Below are 16,307 nucleotides of genomic sequence, written 5' to 3'. Positions count from 1 at the left end.
TGCGCCCGAGTGTACGGGGTGCCGGGGCGAGCCGTGGACGCCGTCCAAGGGTCGGGAGACTTGCCATCGGGTGTGCCGCATTACAGGAAATTCTCAGCATCTCCCGATAAAGTTTCGGCCAGGGGGGTCACCGACATGAACGCGCGTCCTGCCATGACGCAGAACGACTTTTCTCCTTTGCAGCCACCGGAGCTCGGCGCCTGGACGCCCGCCCGGTCCGTGAGCGTGGTGATTCCCGCGCACGGCGGGCCGCATCTGGATCTGACGCTCGCCGCGCTCGCCGCGCAGACGTACCCCGGCCACCTTCTTGAGGTCCTGGTCGTGGACGACGGCAGCGAGCCGCCGATCCGGCTGCCGGAGATCCGCCCGGACAACACCCGCCTGGTGCCCGTGCGGACCGGCTGGGGCATCTCCAACGCGGTCAACACCGGGGCCAACGCCGCCGACGGCGAGATCCTCCAGCGGCTCGACTCCGACATGGTGCCCTGCCGCGAGCACATCGAGGCCCTCGCCCGCTGGCACCACGTGACCGACTACCTGGTCACGATCGGGATGAAGCGGTTCGTGGAGGCGCCGCCGCTCACGGCGGGCGAGGTCTTCCGCGCCGGGGACCTGGGAGAGCTGTTCGACCTGGACAAGGCGGTGGCCAGCTCGACGGAGGCGACGATCGCCAAGACCGACGGGCTGCGCAAGAGCCGCAACCCGTACCACGTGTGCACGGGGCCCACGGTGGCCCTGCCACGCGAGGTCTTCCACGCCGTGGGCGGGCTCGACCCCACCGTGCTGCGCGGCGAGGACACCGAGTTCGCCTACCGGCTGGCCATGCACGGCGTGGTGTTCGTCCCGGACCTGGAGGCGCGGGCCGTCCATCTCGGGCTGCCCGCGCAGCACCTCGACCGGGAGCGCGCGGTGCGCGCCGTCGAGCCGTACCTGGCGCACCGCGTCCCCCTCCGACGCGACCTGCGCAAGGACCGCGGGCGGCGGTGGCTGGTGCCGTACGTCGAGATCGTGCTGGACGTCACGGACACCTCCGAGGCCGTCGTACGGCAGGCGGTGGCCGCCGCGCTGGACGGCAAGCTGCAGGACGTGGCGGTGACCCTGGTCGGGCCGTGGTCGCTGCTGCGCGACGGGCGGCGCTCGGTGCTCGGCGACCCGTGCTTCGAGCTGCGGCTGATGCGCGACCTGTTCGCCCACGACGAGCGGATCAGGCTGATCGACGAGGCCGCGCCCACTCCCGCCCCGGCCCCGTTCCGCTACCGGGGGCCGGTCGACGTGCCGCTGCACCGGGCCACGCTGGAGCGCATGGTGGAGGACGCGCAGAAGGACCTCACGGGCGTGCTGGTCGTGGACCTGCCCGACGGGCGCTCGGCCCGGCTCGAACGCACCTCCGCCCTCGGGCGCGCGCTCCTGCTGACGGAGCCGGGCGAGGACCTGGACGAGGTCATCGCCACCACCCACGGCGTACGGCACGTGGCGCCGGACCGCTACTGGCCCCCGGCGCCCGCTCCGGCCGCCGCCCCCACAGCTCAGGCGCGACCCGCCCCGGCGACCCCGGCGGCGAAGCCCGCGCCGGTCACGGTCCCGGCCGCGGTCGGCGCCGAGGCCGAGCGGTCGCTGCTCGGCCGCCTGAAGTCGGCCCTGCGCTCCAACTGACGCCCCTCACCCGTCGCGCCGCACCGGGGGCGGGCGTCAGGCTCGCGGACGCTTGCCGAGGGCGCGCTTGACCGTGGTGGACAGCAGCGCCCGCATGCCCTGCTGGGCGCGGTTGGCGGCGGCGAGCTGCCTGCGCAGGGCGCTGACGTCGCGGCGCAGCTCGACCGTGCTCTTGCGCCACTTGCCCGCCTCCTCGCGCCACTTGCCGACCTGGCCGCGCAGCCGCTCGACCTCCTTGGCCAGCCGCGCCGCCTCCGCCTGGGCCTCGGCGCGGGCGCGCAGGGCGCCGCGGCGGCCGGTGACGGCGGCGGGCTCGGTGGTGAAGGCGTACGTCTCCCCCTCGACCCAGGTGACGCCCGCCACCTCGTCCACGACGTCGTCGAGGTCCTCTCCGGGCCGCGCCACGAGGCGGGCGCGGGCGAAGGCGGCGGTGCGTTCGAGCCGGGCGGCCACCACTCCGTGCGGCGACTCGTCCAGGAGCACGTTGACCAGCCCCAGCCCCTCGTCGCGGCACAGGTCGAGGAGCCGGGCGAGACTGTCCTCGCCGGGCGCCCATCCCCGCGGAAGGCGCAGCACGTACGGCACGGCGGGATCCACCACGGGGGTGTCGCAGAGCCGGACGCGCCCCTCGTGCAGGTAGTGGCCGTGGACCAGGACGAGGTCGAGGCCGGGGTCGGCGAGCGGGGCGCGGCGCTCGCGCTCCAGCGACTCCCACGGGCCGGTGACGACGACGCTCAGGTCGGCCACGGTGCCGGCGAGCAGCGCGTCGACGGTCCCGCGCACGCTCTCGTAGCCGGCGGTGCCGTCGACCACGGCGGTGACGTACGGCACCTTCCACTGGCGGCCCGGATGGGAGCGCAGCCACCGGTAGGAGGGGATGCGGTCGGCCACGAACGCGTGGCTGACCCGGTCGATGCGCTCCTTGTCGCGCATGCGCATGGTGGGCCCGAGGTGGTAGGCGCGGGCCCGCGGCTCGGGCACGAACACCGCCCCGGCCTGGGCCAGCCGGTAGCCCATCTCGGTGTCCTGGCCCAGGACGAGGTCCTCGTCCATCGGGCCGGCCGCCTCGATCAGCCGGGCCGACACGGAGGTGGCGCCGCCGACGTGCAGGCTGAAGGGGCGCTGCGGGTTGTCCGTGAGGCCGTCGGTGCGCTCGACCAGCTCCACGATCCAGCCGTGCGGCTCGGCCGGCTCGAACGCCCGCTCCAGGTCGTCGGGCAACTCGGCCGGCACCGGCACGTCGGTGAACCTGATGTAGCCGGTCACGACGAGGTACGGCGCGGCGTGGTGCCAGCGCATGTGGGCCTCGACGGCGCCGGGGGCCGGCAGCACGTCGGAGTCGAGCCAGTGGACGACGTCGCCGCCGGCCTCGGCCAGCCCGGCGTTGCGCGCGGCGGCCCGGCCCGGGCTGTCGCAGACGATCAGGCGGGTGCCGGGCGGGCGCGTGGCGGGCAGTCGCAGCGGGGGCGTGCTGCCGTTGTCGACGACCACGACCTCGGTCAGCTCCGCCGGGTAGGTCTGGCGGGCCAGCGCGGCCAGTGCGAGATCCAGCTTGTCCTGGCCGCCGTACGCGGGCACGACCACGCTGACGGTCAGCCGGGGCGTGAAGTCCTCGGCCGGTCGCAGGACCCGATAGTCGTTGCCCCGGACTCTCATGCCGCCTCCGCCCGCGAGCCGCCGTCCTCCATCAGCAGGCTCGGCCGGAAGCCGCGCCACTGGCTGGAGGCCAGCTTGAGGAAGTGGGCGAGCGGGAGCTGCCAGGTGTGGTCGCCGCTGAGCCCGCGCCTCAGGACGTAACCGAGGCCGTGGGTGCGGTAGATGCCGGCGCCCGACTCGGCGGCGGCTTTCAGGAAGTCACGGTCGACCGCGCGGGGCTGAGCGGGAAATCCCCCGATCTCCTGAAATTTCGTACGGGGAACCAGGATCGTGCCGCCGGCCACGTGATCGGACCAGACCTCGCTCCGGTACGCCGCGCCGCTGGCGAACGTGCTGCGCCGGATCGTGGCGCGCAGCGGCTCCAGGTAGAAGAACTCCCCCGAGGTGCCGGTCACGTCGGCGCCGGAGTAGGCAAGGGCCATGACGAGGTCGGCGAGGTGGTCCGGGCCGTACCAGTCGTCGTCGTCCCACTTGACGAGGTACTCGCCGCCGGCCGGCGCCGCGGCCTCGTTGAGCACCGTGCCGAACGGCACCTCGGCGGGCACCTCGGTCCAGGCCACGGGCAGCGGCAGCTCCTCGACCGCCCGGCGCACGCTCTCGTACGGCACCCCGTGCAGGCCAAGCAGCACCTCGACCTCGGCGCCGCGCTGGCGGGCCATCTGGGCGAGCGCGCCGGGGACCAGCTCCGGGCGCTTGGTGGCCATGACGACGCTGACGGACGGCGTGCGGGCCGGGCGGTGGGCGAGGCGGCGCAGCCGTACGCTGTGCTCCTCGCGCCGCAGGTCGGACAGGCAGCGGACGGTGCCGTCGGGCTCGTGGGCGAGCCAGGCGCGGTCGGTGAGGACGGCTGCGAGGTCGGCGGGCGCCCAGGCGGGCGCGTGCGTCGCGGTGAGCGGCACGCCGCCGGCGGCCAGCCGTACGAGGCCGTCGAGCGGCACCGGCGCGGCGGGCCAGTCCACCTCCAGGCCGCGCAGCGGACGCAGGGCGGCGATGTCGGCCGGCTGCGTGCGGGTCGAGGCCGGAGGCGGTGAGGAGGGCAGGGCGTCCTCGGGGGCTTCGATGCCGTCGACCGCCCAACCGGTCTCGCTCCAGTGGAGGCGGGCGAGCCCCTGATCCGGCGCGCGCGTGAAGCCACAGGGGGTGACGGCGGACATGCGTGCGGCGCTCCTCGACCGGCGTGGGACTCAGATCGGCGCCTACCTTACGCCGGTTTTACTGGCACGTAGGCAGATGCGTCATAGGTTGTCGGGGAGATCCCCAGGCCACAAGCGATCTTTCCCAGTTTGTCCCCAGGAACTTATGGCAACGTAGTGGCGAATGTTGATTAAGGTGTCAATAAATCCTTGACGCCGGATAAGTCCATGTCTATGCAGTCCAAGACCACGAAGTCGATGTCTACGAAAGGTAAGCGCGGATGCTCTCGCCCCGCCGAACGGCAGCGGCCGCCGCGATCCTCGGAGTCCTGGCCGTCGCCGCCCTCGCGCTGCTCGTCCTGGGTGGCCTCGTGACCGTGGGCGCGGCGGCGGCGACGGGGGCGTTCCTGATCGCTCTGTCCGCCCTGGCCCTGCTCGTGCTCGTCGTACGCCGGCTCGACGGCAAGGCGCATCGCATCGACCTGCGCGTGAAGAAGCACGAGGGCGAGCTGGCGAAGACCCTGACCGCGCTCCGGCGGATCGAGACACGCCTCGACAAGCTGACGGCGGCCGTGGAGCAGTCCTCCGGCCGGCGCGACGAGGACCTCTCCGCGATCCTGGCCTCCCTCGGCGAGGACCGCGTGAACGCCATGGTCCGCGCCCGAGAGGTGGAGGAGCTGCGCGCGGAGGTCCGCGCGCTGGCCAAGGGACCGGTATGAGCGGGACGGCACGCGTGCCGCGCGTCAGGCACAACGACTACGGCTCGCTGGAGCCCCCGGAGCTGGGAGCGTGGCGGCCGGAGCTGACCGTCTCCGTGGTGATCCCCGCCCGCGGCCGGCCGGAGGACCTGGAGCGGACCATGGCGTCGCTGGCCGCGCAGACCTACCCCGCCGAGCTGGTCGAGGTGGTCGTGGCGGACGACGGCAGCGAGCCGCCCCTCGACGTGCCGGGCGCGCGCGTGGTGCGGGTGACGGAGGGCTGGGGCCGCGGCGCCGCCCGGGAGGCCGGTCGGCTCGCCGCCACCGGCGACGTCGTCCACTGGCTCGACTCGGACATGATCCTGGCCGATGACCACGTCGAGGCGCACATGCGCTGGCACCACCTCATCGACCACGCCGTGGTGATCGGCGAGACCCGGTTCGTGGACGCGCCGGGTGAGGACGGCGCCCCGTCGGCGTACACCAGCAAGACCCTGGAGTCGACGCGGATGCTGAAGGACGCCGGTTCCAGCGCGTACCTGCTGCACACCGGCGCCTCCAGCTCGGTGCGCGCGGACCTGCTGCGCGCGGCGGGCGGCGTGGACACCCGGCTGAACATGGCGGAGGACACCGAGCTCGGCTACCGGCTCGCGCAGGCGGGCGCGGTCTTCATCCCCGAGCCGGCCGCCCGCGGCTGGCACGTCGGGCCGTCCACGGTCATGCGGCGCGAGAAGGACGTCCACCGGCACAACTGGTCCTACCTGGGCGACCTCGTCCCCGACCTGCGCTGGCTGCGCGGCCATCCGCGCCGCCACTGGCTCGTGCCCTACGTGCGGGTGGTCGTGCCCGCGACCACGTACGAGGAGACGTGCGGCGCGGTGGACGCGATCCTGGCGAGCACGCTGACCGACGCGGCCGTCACGATCGTCGGCCCGTGGGGCGAGCTCACGGACGGGCGGCGCGCCTGCCTGGACGAGCCGCTGCTGGACGCCCGCCTCCTCACCCACCTCTACCGGCACGAGCCGCGCGTCTCCTTCGCCGAGGAGGAGCCGCTCTCCGCGGCTCCGGCGCCGTTCCTGCTGCGGCTGCCGGCCGGCTGGGCGCCGGGCGCCGACACGCTGTCCCGGCTCGTACGGCAGGCCGACGCGGACCTGCTCGGCCTGGTCTGCGTCGCCCTCGCCGAGTCGCCGGAGGGCGTGGTCGCGGCCCGCCTGGAGCGCACCGCCGCGTTCTCCCGGGCGGCCCGGCTGAACGGCGTGGCCGACGACCTGGTGGACGAGATGTTCGGGTCGCTGTGGGTGAGCGGGGGCGAGTACGGGCTCGTGCCCGTCGCCGAGGCGGAGTCGCCGGCCGGTGACGCGGCCAGATGGCGGGCGCTGGCGGGCGATCGGCTGGCGGAGGTGAAGAGGCTGCGGAGCGAGGTGGAGAGGCTGTCGGCCGAGGTCGAGCGGCTGTCGGCCGGGCCCGCCGCCGAGGAGGAGGGGCGGCTGACCTCGCTCATCAGGCATCTGAGGAGCGCCGGATGATCGGGGAGCTGCTGGCGGAGATGCCGGAGGCCCGGGTCTTCCTCGCGGGGATCGACGCCTGCGACCTCCCGGATCTCGCATCGCTCGCCGCCGCACCTGACCCGGTGGACGTCGTGGATCTCGACCGGGACCTGCTGGAGCCGCCGCCCGCCGCCGAGCAGGCGGCCGAGGTGCTGGTGATCGCCGGCACGCCCGCCGACCTGCGCCGGGCCGCCACCCTGCACAAGCTGCTGCCGGAGACGCGCCGCGTGGTCGTGGCCGTCCTGGACACCCCGCCCGCACACCCGGCGCCGGTGCCCACGCCGACGCCCGCGCACCGCTGGCGCTCGCTGTCCGACCTGCGCGTCCACCGGCCCAAGGACCGGGTGTGGGTGGTGGACGCCCGCTTCTCCGCTCCGACGCCCGCCGGCCGTACCGTGACCGCGACCTCGCGCGCGTTCGCCGGGCACCGGCTCGACGTCATCGCCGCGCCCGCCGCCGCCCTCGCCGGGGTCGGCGCGGCCGACTGGCGGCCGGGCGACCCCAACGCCACGCCCGCCGAGGTCACCGGCCCGGTGCCCGAGCGGGTCGGGGCGCCGGGCGGCGACATGGTCCTGCGCACCTCCGACTCCGGGCCCGCGGCGCCGCCCGAGGAGGGCCCCGGCGGCTGGACCGGCGACGAGCGGCCCATCGAGCGGCCCATGGCGCGCGCCGCCACCTGGGAGCGGCTCGGCCGGCCCGGCGGGGCCGCGCTGCCGCTCGCCGACCCCGACGTGCTCGCCGAGCCGTCCATGATCCCGCCCGTGGACGAGCGGCTGGTCAACCCGCAGGGCTTCGTCACCACCCCGTCGCGCGGGATGGCGTCGCTGGAGGAGCGCGACGGCCGCTGGGCGGTCGTGCTCGACGGGAAGGCGGTGACGACGTTCGCCGAGTCGGGTGGCGTCACGGACGCCGACGTGGCGCGCCTCCGGCAGATCCGCGGCGTCGAGGTGGACTGGCGGCACGCCCACAGCGGCCCCCTCGCGGCCGTGCGGGTGCTGGCCGGGCTCGCCGCGGCCGGTGTCCCGCTGGTCGCGGAGTCGGTGCCGCGCTGGGCGGGCGGGCTCGGCGACGACCTCGTCGAGCTGCTGACCAGCCGTCCCGACCTCACCGACGACCTGCGGCGCGAGGAGCACAGCGTCAGGCTGCGCCGGCGGGCCCTGCGCACCCACGGCGTCGCCGCCCGCTGGGAGCAGCTCGGCGCGCCCGCGCCCGCGCCGCCCCTCACGTCCGTCCTGCTCGCCACCCGCCGCGCCGACATGGTCGGCTTCGCGCTGCGGCAGGCGGCCCGGCAGCGCGGCGCGCAGCTGGAGGTCGTCCTCGCCCTGCACGGGGTGCCCGCCGGCCACCCCGACGTGGCCGCGGCGATCGCCGCCTACGACGGCCCCCTCACCGTGTACGAGGCCGACGGACGCCAGATCTTCGGCGAGGTGCTCAACGACGCCGCCTCCCGGGCGTCCGGCTCGTTCCTGCTCAAGATGGACGACGACGACTGGTACGGCCCGGACTTCCTGTCGGACCTGCTGCTCGCCCACTCCTACTCGGGGGCGCAGGTGGTGGGGACCGTGCCGGAGTTCGTCCATCTGTCCTCGATCGACGTGACCGTGCACCGCAGCCAGATCACCGAGCAGATCACCAGCTTCGTGGCGGGCGGGACGATCCTGGTGGAGCGGTCGGCGTTCCAGGCGGTGGGCGGGTTCCGGCCGCTGCGCCGCTCGGTGGACACGCAGTTCCAGGAGGCGTTGCAGGCGGCGGGCGGGCAGATCTACCGCACCCACGGCCTGGGCTACATCCTGCGCCGCGGCCCCGCCGCCAACCACACCTGGCAGGAGCCGATCGGCACGTTCCTGCAACGCAACAAGAAGCAGTGGCGGGGATTCCGCCCCAGCGCCCTCATGGAGCTCGACCGGAGCAGCGCGTCATGACCCTCAAGGAGCTCGACCGGAGCAGCGCATCGTGACTCTCATCCCCCGGATCCGGCGGCAGGACTTCGGCGCGCTCACCCCGCCGCCGCTCGGCGGCTGGACCCCCACGCTGACCGTGACGGTCGTCATCCCCGCCCACGACCGCCAGGCGACCCTCGACCTCACGCTCGCGGCGCTCTCGGCCCAGACGTACCCGGCCGAGCTGATGGACGTGGTCGTGGTGGACGACGGCAGCGCGGTCCCGCTGCGGCTGCCCGAGGCCGTGCCGGGCGGCACCAAACTCATCTCCAGCCCGGACGGCGGCTGGGGGCGCGCCTGGGCGCTCCAGGCGGGCCTCGACGCCGCCGCCGGCGAGGTCGTCCTCGTGCTCGACGCGGACATGGTGCCCCACCGGACCCACGTCGAGGCCCAGCTCCGCTGGCACCACCTCGCCCCGTACCTGGTGGTGCTGGGGTGGATCGACTTCACCTCCGCCGAGCGGCTGCCAGGGCCCGATGACGTCGTCGCGGCCCTGCGGGCGGGCGCGGAACGCGAGCTGTTCCCGCTCTCGCCGGAGCGCCACGACTGGGCCGAGAAGATCATCGAGGACCACGACGGGCTGCGCACCGCGCCCAGCTCGCTGGCCACGAGGATCCACGTGGGCGCGACGGCCTCGTACCCGGCCTGGCTGCTGCGCTCGATCGGCGGGCTCGACACCTCGCTGGTGCTGGCGGAGGACACCGAGCTGGGATACCGGCTCACCCAGGCGGGGGCGGTCTTCGTCCCGGACGCCGAGGCGCGGGCCTGGCACGTCGGCCTGCCCACGGCCATGCGGGACTTCGCCGCCCTCAAGCGGTACAACGACCCGTACGTCGCCGACCGCGTGCCGTACCGCCGCTACCTGCGCACGGATCCCGGCCGCCAGTGGCTCGTGCCGTACGTGGACGCGTACGTGCCGGCCGGAGGCTACGAGGACGTACGAGCCAGTGTGGACGCGCTGCTGGGCGCGAGCCTGCCGGACGTCCGGGTCACCGTCGAGGGCCCGTGGACGTCCCTCGGCTCCGGCCGCCGCTCCCCGCTCCGCGATCCTGATCTGGACCTGCGCCTGATCCAGGCCACGTTCGCGCACGACCCGCGGGTCCGCCTCGCCCCGCACCCCGCCTGGCCCGCACCCGCCCCTCCGCCCGCACCCGCCGATCCGCCCGCGGACGCCGGAGAGCCGGCCGGCCCCGGCCGTTCGGTGGGACCCGTGGTTGCCGCAGGTGCCGGGCACGAGCCGCCGCCGGTCGTGCCGCCGTTCCGGTTGCTCGTGCCGTCCGGCTGGGTGCCGGCTCCCGACGCCGTCGAGCGGCTCGTCCAGCGGCTGGAGGAGGCCGACGGCGGCGCCCTGTGCCTGGCGCTGGAGGAGACCGAGGACGGCGTGGTGACCGCCCGCCTGGAGCGGACGGCGGCCCTGTCGCGCGCCGCCCTGGTCGCCCGGCCCGGGGAGCACCTGGACGACGTCCTGGACGAGGTGTTCGGCGTGGAGTGGCTGGACGGCGCGTCGTGGGGCTTCGCCCGGCGCCCGACGGTCTACCCGCCCCGCAGGCGTCCCGTCCCGGAGCACGTCGCCCGGCTGGCCGAGCGTGACAAGGAGATCCTCCTCCTGCGCAAGCGCGCGGCCGCGCTCCGCGCCGAGCTGACGGAGCAGCGCAGGCAGGCCGGCAAGGCGGCCAGGGACGCGGCGCGCTGGCGCGAGAAGGCCGAGCAGTGGCGCCGCAAGGCCGTGTCCCTCTCCCGGACCCGCGACCGCACCGTCCTGAACCGCACCGTCCTGAACCGCACCGTCCTGAGACGGGCCGTGCGCCGGGTCCGCGGTCTCACCTCTCCGGAAGCCTGAGCTCGGCGAGCCGCCGGACCGGCTCCGGCGTGGGCCGCGCGGGCAGGTGGACTCCCACGGCTTGCCGTGGGCGGTGGCATGGCCGCGGCAGCGGCGATCCGTGCGGTCCTAGTCTGGGCACGTGCCGGAGTATGTGTGCAGGCGGGCGGCGCCGGAGCTGCGCGGGCTGGTGTCCGGGTACTCGGGATATCGCTGGTCCGGTGAGCCGGGGCTGCATCATGGGCTGCCGTCCACGCATCTGACGCTCGTCGTCTGCCTGTCCGGCACGCTCGACTTCGTCGGACGCCGGCCCGCGTCCTTCGTGTCCGTGGCCGGCGGGTTGCACGACGGTCCGGTCGTGATGTCGCACCAGGGCCTGCAGTACGGCCTGCAACTGGATCTGACCTGGCGAGGCGCACGGGCCTTGCTGGGGGTGCCGGCCGGCGAGCTGGCCGGTGACGTGGTCGGCCTGCCGGAGCTGCTCGGCGATCGGGCCGATGAGCTGGTCGAGCGGTTGGCCGCCGCGCCGACATGGCGGCACCGGTTCCGGCTGCTGGACGCCACACTGTCCGGGCTGGCCGGGCTGGCCGGGCTGGCCGGGCTGGCCGGGCTGGCCGGGCTGGCCGGGCTGGCCGGGCTGGCCGGGCTGGCCGACGACGGCCGCGGCGAGCCGCCGGCCGAGGTGGCGCAGGCCTGGCGGCGGCTGACCGAGACCGCGGGGAGCCTGCGGATCGGCGCGCTCGCCCGGGAGGTGGGCTGGAGCCGCCGGCACCTCACCAGCCGGTTCCAGCGTGAGATCGGCCTGTCACCGAAGGCGGCGGCCCGGGTGATCCGGTTCGAGCGCGCCCGGCGCCTGCTGCGCTCCCGGTCCCGGCCCTCGCTGGCCGAAACCGCGGCCGAGTGCGGCTACGTCGATCAGGCCCACCTGGCGCGGGACTTCCGCGCCCTGGGTGACCTCACCGCGACGCAGTGGCTCGCGGAGTTCCCATCCGTACAAGACGTGGACGCCGCCCTGGGCGACGATGGTCCGCATGACGCAGCACACCAGCACTGACCGTCCCTCGGTGCGGTCCGAGAGCGCTTGGAGTCGTCGATGACCGTTCACCGTGTCGTGCCCAACATCCAGTCCGAGGCTGTGCGGGAGAGCCGGGAGTTCTATGGGCTGCTGGGGTTCGAGGAGGTCATGAACCTCGGCTGGATCATGACGCTCGCCTCCCCGGCCAGCCCGGCAGCGCAGATCAGCCTGATCACCGGCGACAGGACCGCACCGGTCACCCCGGACATGAGCGTCGAGGTGGACGACGTGGACGCGGCCTATGCGGTCATGCGGGAGAGCGGGGCGGAGATCGTGCACCCCTTGCAGGACGAGGAGTGGGGAGTCCGCCGGTTCTTCGTCCGCGACCCCAACGGCCGCGTGGTCAACGTGCTGAGCCACCGCTGAACCTGCTTGGTCACAGCCCTTTCGTGGCGGGCCATGATGCGGCCCCGGCCCCTGCGGCCGCCTGTTCCGCGCTCGGTGTCCTCGAAGGTCTTGGGCTCAGGAAAGCCGGCGGTGCGGCCTTAAGGCCACTCGATGCGGACAAGATAGACCTCTCGCTGCCGTTCGAGGATGACGTACGTAGTAAGGCCGCGCTCTCCGAAAGCATGTGTGAGCATGTTGCCGGCAGGATTTTCCGGCTTGAAGGGCAAGCCGCTCCACGGAGCGGTCTCCAGCAACGTGAAGAGCTCCGCAAGGGGCCGTAGGGCCTCATCGGGAAGATCCGCGATCCGGTCCTCGACAACTGGATCCAAAATGATCTTGTACACGCTACAGATCGAATCCTCGTGAAGCGAGGACTTCTCGCCACGACCTGCCACGTGGGACAGGCTCTCCCTCCAGTGCCCGCTCCGCACGGAGATGCATCTGCCGGCGCCCCTCCGGATCCCGCACCGAATCGCACGCCGAGATCCACCAACGGTGTACGAAGGAGTTCAGTGCTCCGAGATCAAGGGTCACCTTGACCTCGTCCAGAACCGCCTTCAGACCTGCGTCGAAGGCATCGCGGTCTTGCGCAACAACAAGCGCGGCGCGAATGGAGCGGAGATTCTTCTCCGGCATCGGAGTGTCGACGTGCGTGAAGTCATCCGGCTGCGCGGTCATGGCCTGCTCCCTTCCTATGGCGTAGAGGGTACAGACAAGCGGCGGCAACGTCCTGCGAGATCACGACGAATTCCCGGCCGCTCCATCTCCCGCTCAGCGGGAGCCGCAGCAAGCCCATCTCGCCTGCTCACACGGGCAACGCTCGGGGGTGCAGGGGGCCGGAGGTCCCCTGCCAAGGGGGTGTGGGGGAGCTCGGCTCCCCCACTGTCACAGCCCGAGCCCCGGCGCGCGAAGCGCGTCACCGGCGAGGACCTCGCCTTTGAGGCTCTTGTCCACCGATACCGACAGGGCTACTCGTCGCCCTCGACGCGCATCACGCTGGCCACCGCGCGGACGATGTCCAGGTCGCGCAGCCCTTCCATGGTCGCCGTCAGCGCGGCGTCCGTGGCGCGGTGGGTGACGATGACGAGCTGGGCGTCGTCGCCGTGGCCCTCCTGGCGTACGGTCTGGATCGAGACGTCGTGCGCCGCGAACAGCTCCGCGACGCGCGCGAGCACGCCCGGCTTGTCGGCGACGTCCAGTGCCACGTGGCAGCGCGTGACCGTCTCACCCATCGGGTGGACGCTCAGCGAGGCGTACGTGGACTCCTCGGGCCCCCGGGTGCCGGCCAGGCGGTTGCGGGCCACGGCCACCAGGTCGCCGAGCACGGCCGAGGCCGTGGGGGCGCCGCCCGCGCCCTTGCCGTAGAACATGAGCTGTCCCGCCGACTCGGCCTCCACGAACACCGCGTTGTACGCCTCACGCACCCCGGCCAGCGGGTGGGACCTCGGGATCATGGCCGGGTGGACCCGCACGCCGACGGAGCGGCCGTCGTCGGAGCGGGCGCAGATGGCCAGCAGCTTGATGACGTAGCCCATGGCCTTGGCCGAGGCCACGTCCGTGGCGCTGATCTCGGTGATGCCCTCGCGGTGGACGTCGGCGGCCGTCACCCGGCTGTGGAAGGCGAGCCCGGCGAGGATGGCGGCCTTGGCGGCGGCGTCGAAGCCCTCGACGTCGGCCGTGGGGTCGGCCTCGGCGTAGCCGAGCGTCTGGGCCTCCTCCAGGGCGTCGGTGAAGGACGCGCCGGTGGAGTCCATCTTGTCGAGGATGTAGTTGGTGGTGCCGTTGACGATGCCGAGCACGCGCCGCACCCGGTCGCCGGCCAGCGACTCGCGCAGCGGGCGCAGCAGCGGGATGGCCCCGGCGACGCTGGCCTCGAAGTACAGGTCGCCGTTGCCGGCGCGGGCGGCCTCGTGCAGGGTGGCGCCGTCCTCGGCGAGCAGCGCCTTGTTGGCGGTGACGACGGACTTGCCCCGGCTCAGGGCCGCCACGATGAGCGAGCGGGCCGGCTCGATGCCGCCGATGACCTCGACCACGATGTCGACGTCGTCGCGGGTGACGAGCGCCTCGGCGTCGGTGGTGAGCAGCTCCGGGGCGACCTCGACGTCGCGCTTGCGGCCCAGGCGGCGCACGGCCACCCCCGCCAGCTCCAGCGGGGCGCCGACGCGGGCGGTCAGGTCGCCGTCCTGCTCGTGCAGGAGCCGGATGACCTGCGAGCCGACGACGCCGCAGCCCAGCAACGCGACCTTCAGCGGTTTCACAGCTGCCCCCTCAACAGGTCGTCCTCGGTCTCGCCCCGCACGATAACGCGGGCCTCGCCGTCGGCGACGGCGACCACGGCGGGCCTGGGCAGGTAGTTGTAGTTGCTCGCCAGCGAGCGGCAGTAGGCGCCGGTCGCGCCGACGGCCAGCAGGTCGCCGGGGGCGAGGTCGGACGGCAGGAAGCAGTCGCGGACGATGATGTCGCCGCTCTCGCAGTGCTTGCCGACGACGCGGCTGAGCATGGGCTCGGCCGTGCTGTCCCGGCTGGCGAGCGTGACCGTGTAGTCGGCGCCGTACAGGGCGGTGCGGATGTTGTCGCTCATGCCGCCGTCGATGCTCACGTACGTGCGCAGGCCCTCGACGTCCTTGACGGTGCCGACCTCGTAGAGGGTGACGCCGCCGGGGCCGACGATCGCGCGGCCGGGCTCCACGGTGAGGCGGGGCACCGGCAGGCCGGCGCCCGTGCACTCCTTGGCGACGATCTCGCGCAGCCCGTCGGCGATCTCCTTGACGTCGGGGGCCTCGTCCTCCTCGACGTACGCGATTCCGTAGCCGCCGCCGAGGTCGAGCTCGGGCAGGACCACGCCGTGCTCGTCCTTGATCTGCACGAGCAGGCCGGCCAGGCGACGGGCGGCCACCTCGAAGCCGGCCGTGTCGACGATCTGCGAGCCGATGTGCGAGTGGAGGCCGACGAGCTCCAGGGACGGCAGCGCGAGGATGCGGCGCACAGCCTCGGCGGCGGCGCCGGCGCTGAGCGACAGGCCGAACTTCTGGTCGTCGTGGGCCGTGGCGATGAACTCGTGGGTGTGCGCCTCGACGCCGGTGGTGACGCGGATCATCACCTTGGGCCGCTTGCCGCGCTCGGCGGCGAGATGGCCGAGCCGGGCGATCTCCTCGTAGGAGTCGACCACGATGCGGCCGACGCCGACCTCCAGGGCGCGGGTCAGCTCGGCGACGGACTTGTTGTTGCCGTGCATGGTGATGCGCTCGGGCGGGAAGCCGACGCTGAGCGCCACGGCCAGCTCGCCGCCGCTGGCGACGTCGAGGCCGAGGCCCTCCTCGTCGAGCCAGCGGACGATCTCCTTGCAGAGGAACGCCTTGCCGGCGTAGTGGACGTCGGAGCCGGCGAACGCGGTGACGTAGTCGCGCATGCGCGAGCGGACGTCGTGCTCGTCGAGGACGAACAGCGGCGTGCCGTGCTCGCGGGCGAGGTCGCGGACGTCGACGTGACCGATCGTGAGCGCGCCATCGGTCCGGCCCGACGTTCGGGGCCAGATCGCGGGGTTGATCCGGTTGAGGTCGGCGGGCGGGAGCGGCGGGCGCTCGTGCGGCAGCATCTCGGCGTGCCGGTCCCCTGCGGGATGGGCGAATCGACTCACCCGATCGAGGCTATCGGAACAGTCCAACCACCAGGACCCGTTGACCACGTATCGAGACGCGATCAACCCTCAGAAGGGATATTTTTACGACTTTTCTCCTTTTGGCCGGATATCTTCTGGATCATAGACGGTCGGGCCCCGGCAGGACGTCCTCCACGGCCCGCGCCAGCCGTACCCGGGCCGTGTGCAGCGGCGACGGCGCCTCGTCCCCCACCGGAACGGCCGGGGCCAGCTCGTGCGCGTCGTGGTACGCCGTCGCCAGCCGCACCGCGTAGGACGCCCAGAAGGACGAGCCCCGCGCGGGCCTGGCCAGCCGGCCCGGCAGCTCCGCGAGCACCCGCAGCACCGCCCGGTCGCGCGGGTCGTCGAGCAGCTCCGGCCGGAAGCCCTCCTCCGGCACGCCGAGATCGCGCGCCCAGCGCCGCACCGCCACCGCCCGCGCGTGGGCGTAGCGCACGGCGAAGCCGGGGTTGTCCCAGGTACGCGGGAAGTCGGGCCACGGGTCGGGCAGGGACAGCGGCCGGACGGTCTCGACGAGTGCCCCGGGGACCTCGACGGTGATCCGCAGGAACCCGTTCGGGCGCTCCTCCACGGCCGCCACCCCGGCGACGGCCCGCACCCGCGCGGCCAGCCCGGCGGCGGGCACGCCGAGCCGCCGGGCGGCGGCCGACAGGTAGGCGGCCTCGCGCTCCCACGTCCCCTCGGGCGCCGGCGCCTCCCCCAGCACCTCGGCGACCCGCTGCTCGGGCGTCATGCCACCGA

The 16,307-nt window shown here is 73.9% G+C and carries 14 protein-coding genes; 7 read left to right on the top strand and 7 right to left on the bottom strand.

Annotated features, from left to right (window positions below; translation table 11 throughout):
* Positions 1-135: 135 nt before the first annotated feature.
* Positions 136-1,653, top strand: a complete 1,518-nt coding sequence (locus AB0H64_RS19965) for a glycosyltransferase (RefSeq protein WP_357626329.1) — start codon at positions 136-138, stop codon at positions 1,651-1,653.
* Between the two features lie 36 nt (positions 1,654-1,689).
* Here the strand turns inward: AB0H64_RS19965 and AB0H64_RS19960 are convergent, their stop codons facing one another.
* Both AB0H64_RS19960 and AB0H64_RS19955 read right to left on the bottom strand, forming a co-directional pair.
* On the bottom strand, positions 1,690-3,309 hold the full coding sequence (locus tag AB0H64_RS19960; RefSeq protein WP_357626326.1) for a glycosyltransferase: 1,620 nt from the start codon (positions 3,307-3,309) through the stop codon (positions 1,690-1,692).
* Complete coding sequence (locus AB0H64_RS19955; protein ID WP_357626323.1) at positions 3,306-4,463, bottom strand: glycosyltransferase family 2 protein; 1,158 nt, start codon at positions 4,461-4,463, stop codon at positions 3,306-3,308. Before AB0H64_RS19955 ends, AB0H64_RS19960 begins: the two co-directional genes overlap by 4 nt.
* A gap of 260 nt (positions 4,464-4,723) precedes the next feature.
* Between AB0H64_RS19955 and AB0H64_RS19950 the strand changes: the two genes are divergently transcribed.
* From AB0H64_RS19950 to AB0H64_RS19925, 6 genes are all read left to right on the top strand, one after another.
* Positions 4,724-5,161: a hypothetical protein gene (locus AB0H64_RS19950; protein ID WP_357626321.1), complete on the top strand. Its 438-nt coding sequence runs from the start codon at positions 4,724-4,726 to the stop codon at positions 5,159-5,161.
* Positions 5,158-6,666 (top strand): glycosyltransferase, encoded by a 1,509-nt coding sequence (locus tag AB0H64_RS19945; protein ID WP_357626318.1) that lies wholly within the window; start codon positions 5,158-5,160, stop codon positions 6,664-6,666. Before AB0H64_RS19950 ends, AB0H64_RS19945 begins: the two co-directional genes overlap by 4 nt.
* Positions 6,663-8,609 (top strand): glycosyltransferase, encoded by a 1,947-nt coding sequence (locus AB0H64_RS19940; protein WP_357626316.1) that lies wholly within the window; start codon positions 6,663-6,665, stop codon positions 8,607-8,609. The genes AB0H64_RS19945 and AB0H64_RS19940 overlap by 4 nt, the downstream gene beginning before the upstream one ends.
* A 31-nt stretch (positions 8,610-8,640) precedes the next feature.
* Entirely contained in the window at positions 8,641-10,467 is a 1,827-nt protein-coding gene (locus tag AB0H64_RS19935; protein WP_357626313.1) for a glycosyltransferase, read from the top strand.
* A 121-nt stretch (positions 10,468-10,588) separates the two neighbouring features.
* The gene (locus tag AB0H64_RS19930) at positions 10,589-11,500 is read left to right on the top strand and encodes a helix-turn-helix domain-containing protein (protein WP_357626311.1); all 912 of its coding nucleotides are present in this window, start codon (positions 10,589-10,591) and stop codon (positions 11,498-11,500) included.
* A 39-nt stretch (positions 11,501-11,539) separates the two neighbouring features.
* Positions 11,540-11,887, top strand: coding sequence for a VOC family protein (locus AB0H64_RS19925; RefSeq protein ID WP_357626308.1), 348 nt, complete (start codon positions 11,540-11,542; stop codon positions 11,885-11,887).
* A gap of 119 nt (positions 11,888-12,006) precedes the next feature.
* On the opposite strand, the gene AB0H64_RS19920 is transcribed toward AB0H64_RS19925, so the two are convergent.
* From AB0H64_RS19920 to AB0H64_RS19900, 5 genes are all read right to left on the bottom strand, one after another.
* Entirely contained in the window at positions 12,007-12,252 is a 246-nt protein-coding gene (locus tag AB0H64_RS19920) for a hypothetical protein (protein WP_357626305.1), read from the bottom strand.
* A 1-nt stretch (position 12,253) separates the two neighbouring features.
* Positions 12,254-12,586, bottom strand: coding sequence for a DUF6247 family protein (locus tag AB0H64_RS19915; RefSeq protein WP_357626302.1), 333 nt, complete (start codon positions 12,584-12,586; stop codon positions 12,254-12,256).
* Positions 12,587-12,876: 290 nt separating this feature from the next.
* Entirely contained in the window at positions 12,877-14,166 is a 1,290-nt protein-coding gene (locus tag AB0H64_RS19910) for a homoserine dehydrogenase (protein ID WP_357626300.1), read from the bottom strand.
* Entirely contained in the window at positions 14,163-15,545 is a 1,383-nt protein-coding gene (gene lysA, locus AB0H64_RS19905) for a diaminopimelate decarboxylase (protein WP_357626297.1), read from the bottom strand. Before lysA ends, AB0H64_RS19910 begins: the two co-directional genes overlap by 4 nt.
* Before the next feature lie 121 nt (positions 15,546-15,666).
* The gene (locus AB0H64_RS19900; RefSeq protein ID WP_357626295.1) at positions 15,667-16,299 is read right to left on the bottom strand and encodes an anticodon-binding protein; all 633 of its coding nucleotides are present in this window, start codon (positions 16,297-16,299) and stop codon (positions 15,667-15,669) included.
* Between the last annotated feature and the right edge of the window lie 8 nt (positions 16,300-16,307).

Source organism: Nonomuraea sp. NPDC050733, assembly GCF_040654215.1.
Taxonomy (GTDB): domain Bacteria; phylum Actinomycetota; class Actinomycetes; order Streptosporangiales; family Streptosporangiaceae; genus Nonomuraea.
Note: the sequence above shows the minus strand (reverse complement) of the source record. Positions and strands in the feature narration are given on the sequence as shown.